We start from the raw sequence: 18,674 nt of genomic DNA, 5'->3' as shown, positions 1-18,674 counted from the left end.
CCAAACGAAAAAGCCTGTCCTTTTGGGCAGGCTTCAGCAACAACGTATTTTAATTTTAAAATGGGGTAAAAAGTTAGTCCGTTCCGACGGGGTCCTGTACAATGATGATGTCATTACAACGAATAATGAGTTCACTTCCATCCTCAAAAAGCACGTGCGCTTCATACCCATGGTCTATACGATAAAGCTCCTCATAGAGCCAGCAGCTTCCTACAATTTCATCCTGCTTTATAATTTCAGCCCCAACAAACGTAATGTGATTGAGGTTTGTAAATCCTCCCTCTGTATCAAGTCGAATAACCACGGCTTCGCCAGAATCTACGCGGATCACTCTGCAATCGTGAAAACTGAATTTACGTTGGATATCTTCAGGAATTTGTTCATTTTGCCTTACTTTCCGATATTCATCCAGGGTACGCATCATTTTCTTTTCGTTCTCTTTGCTCAATAACTTTAGCTGCCGCATAACTTCCTTTGTACAGTAGCCCAATGCGAATACCCGTTCATCTGCGATTTGACTGGAAAGCGCAGGGGGCAGCCTTCGTATTTCTTCTCGGCAGCTCCACTCATGATTGTCACTGAATTGCTGTTTGGAGTTCACCTCATCAAAGGGTGGTCGTGCATCATACTCATCAATATATGTCTGTATTCTTTGTCTTTCTTCGGGAGTCATCTCGTAAATCTTCATTTCCTCAGAAGAAACCTCCTCACCTGTAACGAACTTTTCAAGGGGAATCATCAATGTTCCTTCCTGTTCGAGCATGAAGCGGGGATCCACATCATAGATTTCACGCTGCATTTTTATGAATTCATTCTCTTTTCTTTTGTAAAGCCGTTTATATAATGCTTCGTCCCGTTTCTCAGCCCCACGGTGTACTCTTTTACCGAAGTGTAATCCGGTCTTTTGACAAAGCTCATACCATTCCTTGGTCAAATATTTCATTCATTCTCTCCTTCATATGTATCTTTGGGTTTCTTTGGAAGATAAGGTACGTCCATCATTTTTAAATTATAAGACATGGTACACCAACAACACAAAACCCATCGCCAGCAGAAGATCCATGGAAATGGGTTTTTGCGCTTATAAAATATGCCTCTTTGCATGGTCCATGCATGCTGGAGATGTTTCCATATCCCCGGGCTATTCCACAGGATATTGCGGTTTATGCATATCATCCGGAACAGATTCGTCAAACACATCCTGTCCGGGATAATCCCGGTCCTCACCTTCATGCAGCTCGTGATACTCGTAATCGAACCGGTGGGCCGTACGCTGATCGGCGCGCCAAGGCGAGCTTTTCCCCAAAGATTCGGACAAGAGCGAAGACCCGTACGGCCCTTCCGGGAATTCCTCAAACGTCAGGTCGTTTCGCTGGGACTCCACCGTTGAGACATCCGTATACGGCCGCCTTTCTTCCGGCAGGAACTTGTCTTTCATCATCCTTCTCCTCTCTGTTGGAATCTGGAAAAACGTCTTTATTTTAAACAGTATGGGCAGAAATTATTCCGCGTCTTTGGCAAAGACAGGGTATTGGAAGCATCGTTCGCTGCCCACATGCATTCCCCAGAAAAAATGGAGGTTATGACCCCATAGCGCAACAATTGACTGCTGGCGCAACGAATGACTACAGCATGAAATATCCCTTTGCATCGCACTTCCCCGGCCAACTAGACAATCAGGGACTATCGACGGCAATTGTTCTCTCCCGCTATGATGCAGCTATGCTCCTCCCAAAGACACCGCCTCAGAAAGGGATGAAAATGACATGATCCATCACGCAAAAAAATCGACGCTCATGGTCCCGGTATCCAGAGCACCGACCCGGTTAGGAAGAATCGCGAAGAACCGATGGCTGTATTTCATGCTTTTTCCCGGCCTCTTGTATTTCCTACTGTTCAAATACTGGCCGATGTATGGCGTGCTCATCGCATTTAAAGACTATCAGCCGTTCCTCGGATTTTGGGATAGCCCGTTTGCCGGTTTCAAACATTTCGAACGTTTTTTTAACGATCCGAACTTCATCGTCCTGTTTCGGAACACGTTGGTGCTTGCTGCTTTGAATATTCTATTTTTCTTTCCGCTGCCGATTATCATTGCGCTGATGTTGAACGAACTGCGGCACCAACTATTCAAACGAACGGTTCAGACCTTGGTATATATCCCCCATTTCATGTCCTGGGTGGTCGTTGTCGGCATCGCATATATTTTTTTGACCACGGAAGGCGGAATCGTGAATGATATTCTCGCCTATTTCGGTCAGGAGAAAATCAATTTTCTGGCAAGCAATGAGTGGTTTCGCACGATCGTTACCGCAGAAGTGATATGGAAAGAGACCGGATGGGGGACGATTATTTTTCTGGCTGCATTATCGGGCGTTGATCCCCAATTGTATGAGGCCGCGCGCATGGATGGCGCTAACCGGCTCCGTCAGCTGTGGCATATTACGCTGCCGGCCATCCGCAGCACCATCATCATTTTGCTTATTCTTCGTTTGGGTAATTTCCTGGATACGGGGTTCGAGCAAATTTTCCTCATGCTCAATGCCATGAACCGCGAGGTTGGCGAAGTGTTTGATACCTATGTTTATTCCGTCGGAATTAGCCAGGGACAGTATAGCTTCAGCACAGCCGTTGGGCTATTCAAGTCGCTGATTGGACTGATTTTGGTCGTGACCGCCAACCATATGGTCAAAAAATTCGGTGAAGAAGGCATTTACTAAGGAAAGGAGCATGGAAAGAATGATGATCAAACCCAGCTTGGGAAGCCGCATTTTTGACAGTTTGAATATCGCGTTATTGGCCGCATTTGCTTTGTTAACCGTGCTTCCTTTCATTTACGTGGTTGCCGGTTCTTTCGCCACACAGAAGGAATTGCTGCTTCGCGGCTTCATTTTGTTCCCAACAGAGTTTACACTGGATGCATACAGGTACATCTTCTCTACCCCTACCCTTGTCAAAAGCCTGTTCGTGACCATTTACATTACGGCATTCGGCACGTTGATTAACATCTTCTTTACCTGCTTGATGGCCTATCCGTTGGCGCGCAAAGACATGGATTTTCGCAAACCGATTCTGGTGCTGGTCGTATTCACGATGCTGTTCAGCGGCGGCATGATTCCCACATTCCTCGTAGTTAAACAACTGGGCATGATCGATACGTATTGGTCTTTGCTCATTCCGGGAGCAATCAGTGCATTTAACCTGATCATTATCCGCAACTTTTTCCAGCAGCTCCCCGAAAGCCTGGAGGAATCGGCCAAAATCGATGGATGTAACGATCTCGGCGTGTTCTTTCGGATCGTGATCCCGCTTTCCATGCCTGCCATTGCGACCTTCTCGTTGTTCTACGCCGTAGGTCACTGGAACACGTATTTCAGCGCCGTACTCTATATCAACGATAATGCCAAATGGCCCATACAGGTTTTGTTGCGGCAGTTCGTCATTTTGGCTTCGGGCGGAATCGGGGATTCCGCGGCCATGGAGTCGGATTACGTATCGCCGCCGGAACAATCCATCAAGATGGCGGTCATTGTCGTATCCACGCTGCCGATTTTGCTGGTGTATCCGTTTTTGCAAAAGCATTTTGCCAAAGGGGTCTTGCTGGGCTCCGTGAAAGGCTAACCGCTCCCGAATGAATTCAGCTCATTCAACCATTATGTTGTAGGGGGAAATAAGATGAACAAACGATATCGGAAAGCACGGCTGGCTACGTCTGCTCTGATCGCAACAATGCTTATGACCGTGACCGCTTGCGGCGGAAACGAACCCGCTTCTACCCAAGGAGAACAGGGCTCAAGCAGCCCAGGTCCACTTGCCTTAACGATGATGCTGCCTACGTATAGTGCAGAGCAAATGAGCACAAACAGTTCCATTCTCACCACACTGGAGGAAAAAACGAATACCGATTTAACCGTATCTTGGGTGCCCTCTTCGTCCTACACGGACAAACTGAGCGCTACCGTGGCATCGGGCGAGCTTCCGAAAACTTTCGTAGCTTTGGAGCCCAAAGCCTCCTTTATCGTGAATGCCGCCAGGTCGGGCATGTTCTGGGAGCTTGGACCTTATTTGAAAGATTACCCGAATTTGAGCAAGATGTCCGAAACCGTACTGAGCAATTCATCCATCGACAACAAAATTTACGGCCTTTACCGTGAGCGGGATATCGCCCGCTTCGGGTTAATGATTCGCCAAGATTGGCTTGAGCACCTTGGATTGGATGCCCCGACAAACGTAGATGAACTTTACGATGTATTGAAAGCGTTTGCCACGGAGGACCCGGATCTAAACGGCCGCCAGGATACAGTCGGGCTTGCCGTCGGTATGCAGGGAAACAATATCGCAGGCTTCAAGGATGTGCTTGTATTTCTCGGAGGTCCCAACGAATGGGAGTTGAAAGACGGCCAATTGATTCCCGCTCATATGACCGAAGCCTATTTGGAAACATTGAAGTTCTATAAGAAACTGTATGATGAAAAACTCATCAATCAGGATTTCGCGCTTGTTCAAGACGGGCGATCCGTGATGTATAAAGGCAAAGCCGGGCTATGGATCGACAACATGGTTGACGGCAAAAACATTGAAGACAATATCAAGAAAGTGACTCCCGAGGCTAAAATACAGCTGATCAACCGGATCGCCGGACCAAATGGGGATGCTACACGAGCGGGAACAGGTTATTTGGGCATGTATATGATCCCGAAAACAAGCGTGAAAACGGAAGAAGAACTCAAACAAATTCTTGCCTACTTCGACAGCGTGTCTGAAAAAGACATTCAAAACCTGCTCCGTTACGGCATCGAAGGCAAACAGTTTACGATTGAAAATGGGGAATACGTACAGAACCCGGACCCGAAATTGCGGGCCGAAATGACGGACAGCAGCCAGTTCATGATTTTGCAGAACGAGGTTGAAAACTACGGCACCGAGCTGGAAAAGCGCAGCGTGGAATTGTTCAAGGACAATGCTACGTTTGCCATACCCAATCCTGCTGCACCGTTCATCTCGAATACGGCCATCGAACTCGGCAATGAACTGAATAAAATCATTCAGGACGCGACCGTCAAATTCATCATGGGTACGGCCAGCGAGGCCGATTGGTCAAAAGCAGTCGATCAGTGGCTGCAAAGCGGCGGCAGCAAAATTATTGAAGAAATCAATGCGGAGTACGCCAAATCCACCAAATAGATCATTGGAAACCGAGATTCCAGACAAACGCAACTGCCCCATCAATCGGAGATTGCCGATTCCATGGGGCTTTTTCTTCTACTCTACTGGCAACGATGATCACACTAGCTCTCTCCCCTGAACTTTCCAGGTGTCATCCCTACAATTTTCCGAAAAGAACGGATGAAGTTGGCGGAGTTGTTGTACTGCAATCGTTCTGCAATTTCCGAAATCTTCATATCGGTCTCTTTTAACCACTTTTTGGCCATATCCATTCGATATTGCGTCAAATATTCCCCAAAATTGATTCCTGTCTCCTGACGGAACACACGGCTCACGTAATGAGGATGGTAGTTGATCCGGGCAGCACAGTTTTCCAGCGTCAGATCATGGTCATATTCACGATGAATCATATCGATGACGGCTTCTGAAATATGTTTGAATTGCGTTTCGCGACGACGCTCCAGCTCACATGTATACGGTTCAACAAACAATGACCAGAACCAGTGCTCGATCTCTTTGACATTGCGCAGCTTGAACAAGGATTGGATCAGCGAAGACTCGTCTTCCGTTGTGCTTTCCGCCGAGATGGACAGTTCATGACCGAAACGGAGAATGTCGACCAACAAACGCAGCAAAGACAAGTGGTAATCCTGGAATGACGTATTTGACGGAAAAAGCTCCATAATGAATTGTTTCAATTCGATCTCTGCCTGCACGATGTTGCCTGACCGCATGGCATCAAATAAAGCTTGTTCCTTGTCTTGAGGGAACATGCCCACATCATGGGTCTTCGGCTGCACATCCTCAATGAACAAAATCGATTCCTGTCCAAGTCCTACGCTGAATTTAAGCGCCGTCTCAGATTCATGCAATGCTTCCCGAGTTCGTGCAAACGAACCGAACGGTCGACTTATTCCGATGCTCACTTTAATCCCTAAATACTTGGAGACTGTCCTTTGAATTCCCGTCGCCAATATAAACAGTTCTTCCTTCAATTCTTGGCCTGTTTTGCTTGAACCCAGCAAAGTGACTTGCATGTCCGTTATAACAACCGGCTCCAATCGGTTCGCCTGCGGTACCAGTTCACCAACCATGTTATTGATGGCAAACATAAGCAAATCCCGATTTGCCTCTTCATAACGGGTATCCTGCAACGTATCGATCTGAATCGCGAGCAAACTCATGCACGGCCACGCCTGGCCGATTCCGTACCAACCCAATTTTTCTTCAAAGTCTGCATGACCAATCTCTCCAGCCAACAGCTTATGCATGAAAAATTCTTTAAGCTGTATCTGCTGCCCTTGAAGCTCGTTCATCATATGTGATTGGTTGCGTATTAAATCATTCACGCGTTCTCCGATCACCTGCAGCTCCCCGAGAGGCTCCTCCCACTCTCGCGCAGTGCCAATGGCCGCCAGCGCTGCGTGGATGGAACGGATCGGACGGTACATCCGTCTGGAACCAAACCAGGCAAGAATCAACGTCATGGCCAAAATAGCCAAACAGACGAGCAAGGTAATCCATCCGATAATCCGGTTCTGTTCATTGATCTGTTCGTTCGATGCAACAGACACGTAAATCCAGCCATTGTAGGACGATTTGCGATAAGTGACGGTTACCGCCTTGCCTTCCAGCTTGGAAACATACTGCCCTGCGGCCGACTTCGTTTCCTGAAGCTGCTGCAAATAGGATTCGTCGCTGCCATTTACGGGTACCATGTCCCTATTTCCTACCGTGATCGGATGAAAGCTTTGATCCAATATGAAAGCGTTTCCCAAATTACCGTTCTGAACAGCCATTCTTCTTGGGATGACGTCCGGGGACAGTTCAACGCCAATGATGCCTTTCGGATTTGCTGCATTAAACGGTACCTTTTTTACAAAAAACACGGCTCCCGCAGAATCCACCGCATCATTGGATCGCACCATACTCCAAAAAGAGCCTGGCTGCTCACGGGAGAAAGATTCGAGCTGTGGTCCAAAGCCCGGAGATGCATATTCATTCACGCCGGTGCTCGTCACCATCCAATGATGATCCAGACTATACAAATAAATTTCCCGGATGCCCAGCTCATAGGTTTGAATCGTGGCAATGCCTTTGTATAATTCATGAACCATTTCAAAATCCTGATTGGTAATCGGCTTCGCAAACACCTGATTAACCACCGGGGATTGCAAAAACTGCGTTGCCGAGTTATCCACCGTCCGGAGCATCTGCTCGACGCCTGTTTGCATTTGCCGCAACAACAGTTTGTTGCCCTCATTCACCTTTTCTTGCACGGTTTGCGAAGAATTGTAATATGAAAAAGCGCCCAGCACAATCACGGGCAGCGTGCCTATTACAATCGAGAACAATAACAGTTTCCATAAGAAAGAAAGGGACCTTAGCTTCATTGCGCCTCCTCTATGTTCCAACCGCGATAACCCTACATTAGTTAATTCACAGGATCGAGTCAACCATTTTATCCCAATCGTTGCGGATTCCATACAGAAACATACGGGTTCCGGACAGACGCAACCGATGTTTCATGAACGATGGAGGGACCCTCCAGCGAACATCGCCATAAAAAGCCGACAGCACTCACGCTGGCGGCTTCCATGTCTGACAAGCATTGATGAAGCTTATTCGTTCCTACTGCCTTAACCTGCCCTGCTCCATGTGGAGAACCATATCAGCGGTATGGCGTACAAACGCTTGATCGTGCGTTACATAGATCAGCGTTCCTTCATAAGCTTTCACAAAGTTCTCCAATGCCTCGAGGGCGTCTACATCCAGGAAATTCGTCGGTTCGTCCAACAGTAAAATATTATACTCCTCCAGAAAGAGCCGGCACAGCTGAAGCCGGATCGCTTCACCTCCGCTCAGGGTCATCACGCTGCGCTGCAGGTCCGCATGACTGAATCGCATCGCATGCAGCACGGATCTGATTTGCTTTTCCTCGGCCGTAGTCCGTTTGTGCAAAAATGCCAGGATACCTTCATCGGCCGTAAAACGATAACTCATTTGCCGAAAATACCCGATCCGGGCTTTGGGGGACAACATGATTCCTTGCCCTCCCTTGGCGATATGGTTAAGCAGCGTGCTCTTGCCGCTGCCGTTTGCGCCCGTAATGGCTACTTTGCTCCCCAAAGGAATCTGGAAGCTTGCATTGTGTAGCAGCATTTTACCCTCCACCGAAAGGGTCAAACGATCTGCCATGATCGGAAAACGGTTATGCAGCTTCAGCGCAGCGGATTGACGAAAGACAAGGGGCTGGCGATCCTGAACTTTGTGAACCTCCTGCAGCCGATCCATTCGCTGCTCGATGGCTTTGGCCGCGCGATGAACCGCTTTTTGGCTTGTTCCTTTTGACTTCGTCTCAAACATGCGATTGGCCTTGGCCTTGGCTTCCCGTTTCGAAGTGCGGCCTGGCTGGGTCACTTTTGCTGCCTTCTCCATTTTGTCCTGCGCAGCGCGTTCGAGCCGCCTCTTTTCCTTCACGTATTGGTCGTATGCCTGATTTTGCTGTTCATGTTCCAGCTGTTTACGGGCTTTATAGTCGCTATAGTTTCCGGTGTACACATGCACTTGGCCGTCTTCGACCTCCCAGATCGTTGTTACGAGCTCATCGAGCACCGCGCGATCATGGCTGACGAGAATCAATGCACCATAGTAGAACCGCAGCTCATCCATCATAAAAGCAATGCCGTCACGATCCAGATGCGTGGTGGGCTCATCGATCAGTAAAGCCTCATGGTAATGCGCCAGCAAATTCCCCAACTTCAACCGCGTTTCTTCGCCGCCGCTTAAACCAGAATGGGACGGGATCGCCAGCCTCGAAAGCAATTTGGCATCAATCTCCATCTCACTTTTATCTTCAGGTGCGGCCATCTGCTCCAAGTATCCAAAGTCCACATAACGCTTTACCCTGCCCGCTGTTGGCATGAGCCGTCCTGCAAGCAATTTAAGCAGCGTGCTCTTGCCTTGGCCATTTCTCCCCACGATCCCGATCCGGTCAAACTGATGCACGGCCAAGCGTTCAATATTCAGTAACACTCTATCCTGAAAGGAGATCTCCACTTGTTCCACTTCAAAACACATTTTTTCCATCTTCGCTACCTCCGAAATGTTTGATATTTCGTATCGATAGCGCTGTATCGATACGAGCCGATTCGTGCCGACCCGTATCAATAGAACAACAACATCATTTTGAACATTTACGTGCCTCCTGTCCTTGGATTTGTTTTGAGCTTTTAACGCTGCATGGATAAAAAACGCAAAAAATCGCAAACCATCGCCTGCGATTCAACGTAAACGGGAATAAGACATCGTTATCCCTTATATTTAAAATGAGCATTTCCGAAAAAAAGGACAGACTGATTCCGTTTACTCTGATCCGATCAAACGAACAGAGCCTTGACCATATTTAATTAGCGGGTCAAAGTCAGGAAACGCAGTCTCATCGCATGTGTCATTTTCGGTCTATGCTCCTTCCGTATGTCAATTGAAATAATAACTATATTATATTTTTCCAACGAAAAAAAGTCAAAAGCCGTTCATGAACGAGCCCATCTTTCGCTATTTTTCCAGTTCACAAGGCTGATTTTCCCATCGGGCACCAAGTAATGATTCTCTTCATCCAATGCGTCGTCATCCAAGCGATATAGTCCATTCACGAGGTCATTTGAGAAGTGGGCTACCAGTTCTCTAATCGTAGATGCTACCAGAATCCCCACGCGGTATTCATCATCAATGAATATAACCTGTCCATATTGTCCATCTATCGAGGGTGCTAAATCCAGAAACAACCCGGTGTGCGATCCGTCAAAGCCCAGCTGCAGCCAATCGGAATTATACATGTTGGAAGGATCAATCTCCTTGTCGACGGTCAACAGTTCAAAATTGGAGTTCCCGTCAGATTCCCTTCTTCTGTCAAATTCTTGCCTAACCCGATCTAATGGATAAAAGTCCATTCCATAAAATAAGCTGCCTAGATTTTCATCGTCCGTTAATCCATTCTTCCACAAATAAAGCTGCTTAAAGTCGTTCGGCAAAGCTTTCCCTAGTTCAGCTTCCAATTCTAACAGTTGAAGCTCGCTTGCCGGAGGTTGCAACGAACTTTCAATAATCTTGTCTGCATTCGCACTTAACCACTGTTCGATGTTTTGTAAGTATTCCTTCATTAGAATGGCTCCCTTTATGTAAAATAGTCCAGTTGCCAGATGATTCAACCTTGAAGCGGTCTTCTGAATGATATCATGTTTTCCAATTGAACACTCCCACCACTTAGCCTTCGCTTGAAGTGGGGGATTCTTGGGTAATCGAACCTCTTGGTTCGAAGTGGACCAAGCGATCCCTGTGGTCCCCACAGTTCTCGGGCGATATGACGATCTACATGGCAACATCCTTAATGTTTCGGGCTGCATTGACATCCCGATCATGGAGGGTCTGGCAGGATGGACACACCCATTGCCGTACCGCAAGATCTTTCACTTCTCGGTGTAGCACTCCGCATACATGGCAGGTTTGACTTGTCGGAGCAAACGTAATCGCAATCTTGAGGGTGCGCCCGTACCATTCCGCTTTATACGTGAGCTGCCTTCTGAACTCACTCCAGGACGCATCGGCAATCGATTTGGCCAGCTTGTGATTCTTGAGCATGTTAGACACCTTTAAGTCCTAGGGTACTGATCGTTTGGTTTTCACGAATCAGCTTGGTGGACAGCTTGTGCAAAAAGTCATGGCGGATATTCACCATTCTCTCGTGGATCAGGGCGATCTTCCGTTTGGCTTTTTGCCCATTGGAACCGTCTTTCGTACGCCGGGCCAGCCTCCGCTGCCAGCTTGCCAACTTCTTTTCATATCGGCTCCAGGCTTTCGGATGAGTATCCCGCATACCCTCGGAGGATACCGCAAACGTTTTAAGTCCCAGATCGATCCCTACCGACTTCTCGTTATGCGGTAAGGGCTCCATCTCCACTTTACAGACGAGCGAAACAAAATACTTCCCCGCGGCATTTCGCCGTACCGTCGCCGAGAGAATGCGTCCTTCACAGGGGCGGGAGTTTGCAAACCGCAGCCACCCAGCTTGGGGAGCTTCAGCTTCCTCCCATTCACAGCGATATTTCCATTCGTATATCGGGTAGTGTAGCTTTGCACCGGATGTTTACGGTTTTTGAAAAGCGGAGTCTGCGTCTGCTTCTTGAAAAAACGATCAAAGCTATCGGCTACATGCCGAACAGCCGATTGTAGAGCAATACTATCCGTTTTTTTCAACCAAGGATGTTCTTGCTTTAGATCTGGAAGCTGAGTGGCACAAGCATGGTACGACAAGCCCTTGCCCGTAGCAGCCAACGTATCCTTCCATTGTCCCAGAAAATAGTTGAACACAAAACGGCAACATCCAAACATCTGATGGATCCACTGCTGCTGTTTACGATCGGGGTAGATCCGATACTTGTATGCTTTATGGAAGAGCATGCCATACACCTCCGTTCCTTGCAATTATTATAGCACATATGTTCGGTTCCGAATACAAAAGATGGCTATCATCCCCCACCTAAAGCTGACGCTTTTGAGGAGGGAGTCTTCTCGCCTTCAACGATAAAGAAAGCCATTCCCTACCGAACAAACCGAAGTTTGTCGAGTTAGGAAATGGCTGTACATTTGAGATGCTAACTATTTCGAAGCGTGAAGGCTCAAGAGCGGCTCCTGCGTCTGAACCTCTCCCGTGCTTGCAGGCAATACTTGTTCATAGTTTGCAGAATTCGTGACGATAATCGGCGTAACCGTATGGTATCCGGCAGCCTTGATCTGTGCGATGTCGAACTCGAGCAGCAGGTCTCCTGCCTTTACACGGTCTCCTTCCTTGATATGGGACACAAAATGCTGTCCGTCCAGCTTGACGGTGTCCACGCCGACATGCACCAGGATTTCAGCCCCGCTGTCGGATACGACCGCCAATGCGTGTTTCTTCTTAAAGGCTACAGTTACCGTTCCGTCGAACGGAGCAACCACTCTGCCTACGCTTGGCTCGATGGCAACGCCCTGCCCCATCGCACCGGACGAAAATGCCGGGTCCGGAACTTCTGCGAGATCCACGATCGTACCTTGGATCGGGCTAAGCACCAGTTGGTCTGCCGCAGCAGTCAATGTCGATGCTTGTGCGGATGATGCGGATTTATTGGCTGTTTCGCCTTTGGCCGCTTCTTCCTCCACCGGATCTTTGAAGCCCATAATATACGTCAATACGGCCGAAACGATAAAGGAAACGACGATCCCGATAATCAGGCCCGGGAAGCCTTGTCCACCTGGACCGTAGAAGATCGGCAGCGTGAGCAGTCCCGGCGCACCGGATGCAAACGCTTGGGTTCCCGCTTGGCCGATGATCGCTCCCCCGATCGCTCCGCCGATAATACCTGCGATGAATGGCCGTTTCAGGGGCAGCGTTACCCCGTAGATGGCCGGTTCGGTGATGCCGAACAGAGCCGTGAGCGTAGAGGACCCGGCCAGGGTTCTCAGCTTTTTGTTTTTCGTTCTAAGCATGACTCCAAAAGCCGCGCCCGTTTGGGCGAATACGGATGCCGTTGCGGCAGGTTTGATGCCGTCGCGGCCGTGAACCGCAACGTTGTTGATGAAGATCGGCACCAAGCCCCAGTGCACGCCGAAGATGACGAACAGCTGCCAGCCCGCACCCATGACCGCTCCAGCCAGCAGCGGACTGAAACCAAATGCGGCTACCAGCGCAGATGCAATGGCATTACCGACGTATACGCCGAACGGTCCGAACGCAATCAGCGTCAGCGGAACCATAATCACTAACAGCAGCAATGGCGTAATGAAGTTTTTGACGCTTTGATGAATGACTTTGTTCAGCCATCTCTCCAGGAAACTCATCACGATAACCGAAATGATGATCGGAATGACCGTGGATGAATAACTCATCAGGACCACCGGAATGCCGAAAAAGTCGGTTGGCGTGCCTTCATTTTTTAACGTAATGATGGTCGGATAGATCAGTGCGCCTGCGATCGTCAACGCGACAAAGGTGTTGCCCTGGAACTTACGCGAAGTTGTAACCGCTAACAGCAGCGGCAGGAAATAAAACAGGCTATCCGCAGCCGCGTACAGAATGATGTAGCTTGTATCCGTCGTTGCGAGCCAGCCGGCGTTGGTGGCAATCAGCAGCAGCCCTTTTAAAATCCCGGCTCCGGCCATAACGCCGAGCAGTGGAGCAAAGATGCTCGAAATGACGTCGATAATGCCACCAAGGCCTTTAATGGACTTGCCCTTTTTTTCTTTGGAATCGCCATCGTCCAGAATGTTGCTGACTTTGCCGATGGCACTATACACCTCAGGCACCGTGTTGCCGATGACGACTTGAAATTGTCCTCCGTTTTCTTTCACGGCAATGATGCCTTCCGTTTTTTCCAATGTTGCTTTGTCGGCTTTGGCGTCGTCCTTCAGTACAAACCGCAAACGCGTTGCGCAATGCACCAGGGAAACGACGTTTTTCTCCCCACCGACCAGCTGTACGATTTCTTTGGCCAGCTTTTCATGACTCATCCTCTGCACCCCCATGTTTTCTGCGACAGGCGTATTTCGATTTTTTTGCACGCAAAAAACCTAAGCCTTGAAGAAAGGTGCCCAAACGAGCATACACCTTCTCATGGCTTAGGTTTTGCCTGCATAACCAGTAACAATCCCAGTTCAATCGTATTTAATTCCTGTTAATCACATAATATAATTATTTAACCATTTCTGTCAACAATTATTTATTAACGATTAACCACTCGTTCAATGTGCACGGTCAGATACAGCTTTTCCTCGTTCGTCAGCTCGTGGTCATATTCCTTTTTGACGAACATTTCGATCTTTTCCGTGCATGCCGCCGCTTCCCGATGCTTCTCCTTGATCATGTCGTAGAAGTGGTCGTAGTTATTGTCGTAATGCGTTCCGTTCAGCACACGCTGCGAGAAAAATTTCAAGTGGGTAATGAAGCGGTAATAACTGAGCGATTCCTCATCGAACTCCATCTTGAAATGGTATTTCGCAATATTGATAATTTGCTGAATGAATTTGGTCATGTTCATCGTGGTCACGACTTCTTCATTCATTTCGGCATTCACGATATGCAGCGCGATAAAGGCCGCTTCGTCCTGCGGAAGCTCATACCCGAGCCGGGACTTGATCTGTTCCAGCGTGCGCAGTCCAAGCGCGAATTCGGACTTGTACAGCTGTTTGATTTCCCACAGCATCGCATTTTTGATCTCGACGCCTTCGCGGTATCGTTCTATCGCAAAATTGATGTGGTCCGTCAAGGATACATAGATGTTTTCATTCAGGTTTCTGCCCATGTTATCTCTCGCGTGCGTGATGACCTCTTCGACGATTTCGACCAGCTCGATCGGAACCTCGCGCAGCAGCATTTTGAAATTGTCGGAGGTCTGCTTGTTCTTCAGGGCAAACACCTTCTGAATGCGGGTCTCGTCTACTCTGTCTCCCGGCTTTTTCTTGAAGGCAATTCCGCGCCCCATAACGACAAGCTCAGCCCCGTCTGCCTGATAGATGCTGATTACATTGTTGTTGATGACCTTGGCTATTTTCACTTCCATCCCCCATTCACGATCCACTCGTAACTGCAAACCATCGTTACCCGGGCACGCAAAAAAAACCTCAAGCATCGCAAAGGAAAAAACGTTCAGGCGAACGTCATTCGCGGCAAGTCGTAACCTTTCATACGGCGCGGCGAACTCGCTGCACGGGAAAACAAACCCATGAGACCAAGATCGGCCGAAATGCCTGAAAAAGCCTCCGACGTCTGCTTTTGGATGCTTAGGTTTTGCCTACACTTGTGTAGTAACAATCCCATAACGATATAATTGCGTCAAGTATAGCGCGAACTCGCAAGGATGTCAACGCTTTCACCGGAAGTCCGAAACCCAGAAGATTCGCCAGGTACGACGAACCTTCCAAATTGAACCGGCGATCGCCTATGCCTCCAGATCCGTTCCTCCGGATGCGATCACTTTTTTGTACCAATGGAAGCTTTTCTTCTTGATCCGCTTCAAATCCCCATTACCGGCGTTGTCGCGATCCACGTAGATGTAACCGTAGCGTTTCTTCATCTCGCCGGAAGAGGCGCTGACGATATCGATCGGTCCCCAGCTCGTATAACCGATAATATCGACGCCGTCCTGAATCGCTTCGCCCATCTCGGCAATGTGCCGCTTCAGGTAATCAATGCGATAATCGTCGTGAATTTCGCCATCGGCCGCCACGACGTCATTGGCCCCAAGACCGTTTTCGACGACAAACAGTGGTTTCTGGTAACGGTCATGCAGCTGGTTGGCCGTGATCCGGAAACCTTTCGGATCGATGGTCCAGCCCCAATCGGATTTTTGCAGGTACGGGTTCGCGACGGAACCGAATACGTTGCCGCTGGTCATGTTTTTGACCACTTCGGGATCGGTGCTTGTCGTACGGCTGGAATAATAGCTGAATCCGATGTAATCCACGGTATGGTTTTTCAAAATGTCGGCATCGCCTGCTTCCATGACGATGTTTAAGCCGTGATCTTTAAAGAAACGTTTGGCATAACCCGGGTATTCACCGCGCGACTGCACGTCGATGAAGAAGTAGGACTCCCGGTCTTTCTCCATGCCCTGGAACACGTCTTCCGGATTGCATGTATACGGATAGAAGCTGCCCGCTGCCAGCATGCAGCCAATCATGGCGCCCGGAATGATTTCATGACATGCTTTGACGGCCAACGCACTTGCGACCAGCTGATGATGAGCCGCCTGGTATTGGATTTCTTTGACGTTATCGCCTTCCTTAAAGGCCAGGCCTGCCCCCAGAAACGGCAAATGCAGCAGCATGTTGATTTCGTTGAAGGTCATCCAGTATTTAACCTTGTCCTTGTAACGGGTAAATACGGTTTTAGCATACGTTTCGAACAGGTGAACCAGCTTGCGGTTTCTCCAGCTGCCGTACTTTTCGATCAGGTTAACCGGCACGTCGAAATGAGCCAGCGTCACGACGGGTTCGATGCCGTGCTTCAGCATTTCGTCGAACAGGTTGTCGTAAAACTGCAGTCCGGCCTCGTTCGCTGCCGCGTCTTCCCCGCTTGGGAAAATGCGCGCCCACGCAATGGAAACACGAAGCGCTTTGAATCCCATTTCCGCGAATAGAGCGATATCCTCCGGATAACGATGGTAAAAGTCGATGGCTGCGTGCGAAGGGTAGAACTCTCCTTCCTGCGGCGTAAATCCAGGCACATTGCCCTTCATGATGCTTCTGCGATTCTCCCCGGAAGGCAGCAGGTCCACAATGCTTAGTCCTTTGCCGTCTTCCAGATATGCTCCTTCCGCTTGATTGGCTGCGAGAGCTCCTCCCCACAGAAAGTTTTCGGGAAATTTGAAATTGCTCATGCCCAGTTCTCCTTTCGATTCTTCGTGAAGTATGTCCAACCACGCCTTTCCGATTCCAGGCAACAAAAAAACCCGAACCAGCGTGTCTACACATGTCATGTAAACAAGCCAGCTCAGGTTATGCCCATATCGGTAACATTCCCAGAATGCATTATGCGGTTGCATAAAACTGTACCAAGATTTAGGGCTCTTGTCAATTCAATGATTGGCGGGACGTGTAATACCCATGTCAAAAACCACTAATTTTTATATGAAATCATAACTAATTTTAAAGGTGTTTTCCCCTTCCATATTATGTTACGTTATATTACGAAAACGCTTTCAGTCATTCGAATACATATACCACAAAGGAGACAGAATTGAATGAAAAGAAAACGAACCAAACTTTTGAACTTCACCCTGGTCACGGCGATGATCCTTTCCCTTCTCTCTTCTGCCGTCGCTTCGGCGGATGCCGCCGAAAACAGCAGTGCCAATGAAACTGCAGCTCCGAGCAAAATTCAGGCTTACGTCAGTGATATGGAACCGGGCTGGAATCTCGGAAACTCCCTTGACGCGGTCGGCGAAGATGAGACGGCTTGGGGCAATCCCCGCATCACCAAAGAATTGATTCAGAACATCGCCGCACAGGGCTACAAAAGCATTCGCATTCCGGTGACCTGGGAAGCACATATCGGCGAAGCACCTGACTACAAAATTGATTCCGCTTACATGAATCGCGTACAAGAAGTTGTGGATTGGGCGTTGGATGCTAATCTCTATGTCATGCTCAATGTTCACCATGATTCATGGAGATGGGTCAGTTACATGGAAAAAGACCACGACAACGTACTGGCCCGTTACAATGCCGTATGGACGCAAATCGCCGAAAAATTCAAGCATTCGTCCAACAAGCTGATGTTCGAAAGCATCAACGAACCACGTTTCACCGAAGGTGGGACAACCAATGAGGCGGTAGCCTACCGAATGCTCGACGAGCTGAATACTTCGTTCCATAAGATCGTCAGATCTTCCGGTGCCAACAACGCCAATCGTCCATTGGTGCTGCCTACGCTTCATACGTCCTCCGACCAGGCCGATCTGGATGCGCTGAACCAAACGATCTCCAAATTGAATGATCCCCATATCATTGCAACGGTGCATTATTACGGTTTCTGGCCATTCAGCGTGAACATTGCCGGTTACACGACGTTTAATGAAGAAGTACAAAAAGATATCACGGATACATTTGATCGTGTGTACAATGCTTTCACGGCCAAAGGCATTCCCGTCATCGTCGGCGAATACGGCCTGCTCGGTTTCGACCAGCATACGGGCGTCATCGAACAAGGCGAGAAGCTCAAATTTTTCGAATTCATCGCCCATTACCTGCATCAAAAACAAATGACGACCATGCTGTGGGACAATGGACAGCACTTTAGCCGTACGGATTATACCTGGTCAGACCCGGAGCTGTACAATGTCATGAAAGCTGGCTGGGAAGGCCGCTCCGCCACAGCGGAGACCGATCTGATTTACCTGAACGCAGGCGAAGCCGTGCAAGACAGAACCATTAAGCTGAACCTGAACGGCAACAAACTTCGTTCGCTCACGAACGGCAGCACGTCACTGATCAAAGTGAAGCATTATACCCTAAAAGGCGACACGCTGACGCTCAAGGCCGACCTCCTGAAACAGCTTGCGTCCTCCGGCGAGCTTGGTGTTAATGCCAAGCTTACGGCCAAATTCAACAACGGAGCCGACTGGACGTTCCATATCATTTCGAGCACCACGCCTGTATTGAGCAAAGCCTCGGGTACGACGGAATCGTTCGCCATTCCGGTGGCCTTTAACGGCAACCAATTGGCTACCATGGAAGCGAATTATACCAACGGAGAGATCGCCGGACCGCAAAACTGGACCTCCTTCAAGGAGTTCGCTTACACATTCAGCCCGGATTATGATCGTCAGGTCATTGAGCTGAAGCCGGCGTTTTTCAAGGAAACCAACGATGGCGAAATCATTCTGAAGTTCCATTTCTGGAACGGGGACGTGGTATCGTACAAAATAACGAAAAAAGGCTCAAGCATTGTCGGCGAACCCGCCTGATTCAACCAA

12 protein-coding genes and 1 pseudogene are annotated in these 18,674 nt (G+C 48.8%); 4 read left to right on the top strand and 9 right to left on the bottom strand.

Features of this window, described 5'->3' with window-relative positions; all coding sequences use genetic code 11:
* Positions 1-73 precede the first annotated feature (73 nt).
* Positions 74-943: a DUF4085 family protein gene (locus MKY59_RS12700; RefSeq protein WP_339277895.1), complete on the bottom strand. Its 870-nt coding sequence runs from the start codon at positions 941-943 to the stop codon at positions 74-76.
* Positions 944-1,141: 198 nt separating this feature from the next.
* Entirely contained in the window at positions 1,142-1,438 is a 297-nt protein-coding gene (locus MKY59_RS12695; RefSeq protein WP_339277894.1) for a hypothetical protein, read from the bottom strand.
* Between the two features lie 358 nt (positions 1,439-1,796).
* On the opposite strand from MKY59_RS12695, the gene MKY59_RS12690 reads away from it, so the two are divergent.
* Genes MKY59_RS12690 through MKY59_RS12680 form a run of 3 tightly spaced genes read left to right on the top strand, consistent with a single transcriptional unit; the run spans position 1,797 to position 5,184 of the window.
* Positions 1,797-2,720: a sugar ABC transporter permease gene (locus tag MKY59_RS12690; protein WP_339278380.1), complete on the top strand. Its 924-nt coding sequence runs from the start codon at positions 1,797-1,799 to the stop codon at positions 2,718-2,720.
* A 19-nt stretch (positions 2,721-2,739) separates the two neighbouring features.
* Entirely contained in the window at positions 2,740-3,621 is an 882-nt protein-coding gene (locus MKY59_RS12685; RefSeq protein ID WP_339277893.1) for a carbohydrate ABC transporter permease, read from the top strand.
* A gap of 54 nt (positions 3,622-3,675) precedes the next feature.
* Complete coding sequence (locus MKY59_RS12680; protein ID WP_339277892.1) at positions 3,676-5,184, top strand: extracellular solute-binding protein; 1,509 nt, start codon at positions 3,676-3,678, stop codon at positions 5,182-5,184.
* A 104-nt stretch (positions 5,185-5,288) separates the two neighbouring features.
* Here MKY59_RS12680 and MKY59_RS12675 read toward each other — a convergent pair whose 3' ends face one another.
* The 7 genes and pseudogenes from MKY59_RS12675 to MKY59_RS12645 form a co-directional block, all read right to left on the bottom strand.
* The gene (locus MKY59_RS12675; protein WP_339277891.1) at positions 5,289-7,559 is read right to left on the bottom strand and encodes an AraC family transcriptional regulator; all 2,271 of its coding nucleotides are present in this window, start codon (positions 7,557-7,559) and stop codon (positions 5,289-5,291) included.
* Positions 7,560-7,797: 238 nt separating this feature from the next.
* Positions 7,798-9,255, bottom strand: coding sequence for an ABC-F type ribosomal protection protein (abc-f, locus tag MKY59_RS12670; protein ID WP_339277890.1), 1,458 nt, complete (start codon positions 9,253-9,255; stop codon positions 7,798-7,800).
* A gap of 446 nt (positions 9,256-9,701) precedes the next feature.
* Complete coding sequence (locus MKY59_RS12665) at positions 9,702-10,328, bottom strand: SMI1/KNR4 family protein (protein ID WP_236416763.1); 627 nt, start codon at positions 10,326-10,328, stop codon at positions 9,702-9,704.
* Positions 10,329-10,536: 208 nt separating this feature from the next.
* Positions 10,537-11,625, bottom strand: a pseudogene (gene tnpB / locus MKY59_RS12660) (IS200/IS605 family element RNA-guided endonuclease TnpB).
* 198 nt (positions 11,626-11,823) lie between these two features.
* A complete protein-coding gene (locus tag MKY59_RS12655) occupies positions 11,824-13,710 on the bottom strand; it encodes a beta-glucoside-specific PTS transporter subunit IIABC (RefSeq protein ID WP_339277889.1) in 1,887 nt (628 codons plus the stop codon).
* 212 nt (positions 13,711-13,922) lie between these two features.
* Entirely contained in the window at positions 13,923-14,753 is an 831-nt protein-coding gene (locus MKY59_RS12650) for a PRD domain-containing protein (RefSeq protein WP_339277888.1), read from the bottom strand.
* A gap of 384 nt (positions 14,754-15,137) precedes the next feature.
* Complete coding sequence (locus MKY59_RS12645) at positions 15,138-16,577, bottom strand: 6-phospho-beta-glucosidase (protein ID WP_339277887.1); 1,440 nt, start codon at positions 16,575-16,577, stop codon at positions 15,138-15,140.
* Positions 16,578-16,940: 363 nt separating this feature from the next.
* Here MKY59_RS12645 and MKY59_RS12640 point away from each other — a divergent pair, with 363 nt between their 5' ends.
* Positions 16,941-18,665 (top strand): cellulase family glycosylhydrolase, encoded by a 1,725-nt coding sequence (locus MKY59_RS12640; protein WP_339277886.1) that lies wholly within the window; start codon positions 16,941-16,943, stop codon positions 18,663-18,665.
* The last annotated feature ends 9 nt before the right edge of the window (positions 18,666-18,674 follow it).

Source organism: Paenibacillus sp. FSL W8-0426 (assembly GCF_037969725.1).
Taxonomy (GTDB): domain Bacteria; phylum Bacillota; class Bacilli; order Paenibacillales; family Paenibacillaceae; genus Paenibacillus; species Paenibacillus hubeiensis.
Note: the sequence above shows the minus strand (reverse complement) of the source record. Positions and strands in the feature narration are given on the sequence as shown.

Bases quoted from the DNA above. Each gene is read 5' to 3' on its own strand.
- MKY59_RS12680 (WP_339277892.1), top strand. From the start codon at position 3,676: ATGAACAAACGATATCGGAAAGCACGGCTGGCTACGTCTGCTCTGATC.
- MKY59_RS12700 (WP_339277895.1), bottom strand. From the start codon at position 943: ATGAAATATTTGACCAAGGAATGGTATGAGCTTTGTCAAAAGACCGGA.
- MKY59_RS12685 (WP_339277893.1), top strand. From the start codon at position 2,740: ATGATGATCAAACCCAGCTTGGGAAGCCGCATTTTTGACAGTTTGAAT.
- MKY59_RS12695 (WP_339277894.1), bottom strand. From the start codon at position 1,438: ATGAAAGACAAGTTCCTGCCGGAAGAAAGGCGGCCGTATACGGATGTC.
- MKY59_RS12645 (WP_339277887.1), bottom strand. From the start codon at position 16,577: ATGAGCAATTTCAAATTTCCCGAAAACTTTCTGTGGGGAGGAGCTCTC.
- abc-f (WP_339277890.1), bottom strand. From the start codon at position 9,255: ATGGAAAAAATGTGTTTTGAAGTGGAACAAGTGGAGATCTCCTTTCAG.
- MKY59_RS12655 (WP_339277889.1), bottom strand. From the start codon at position 13,710: ATGAGTCATGAAAAGCTGGCCAAAGAAATCGTACAGCTGGTCGGTGGG.
- MKY59_RS12690 (WP_339278380.1), top strand. From the start codon at position 1,797: ATGGTCCCGGTATCCAGAGCACCGACCCGGTTAGGAAGAATCGCGAAG.
- MKY59_RS12675 (WP_339277891.1), bottom strand. From the start codon at position 7,559: ATGAAGCTAAGGTCCCTTTCTTTCTTATGGAAACTGTTATTGTTCTCG.
- MKY59_RS12665 (WP_236416763.1), bottom strand. From the start codon at position 10,328: ATGAAGGAATACTTACAAAACATCGAACAGTGGTTAAGTGCGAATGCA.
- MKY59_RS12640 (WP_339277886.1), top strand. From the start codon at position 16,941: ATGAAAAGAAAACGAACCAAACTTTTGAACTTCACCCTGGTCACGGCG.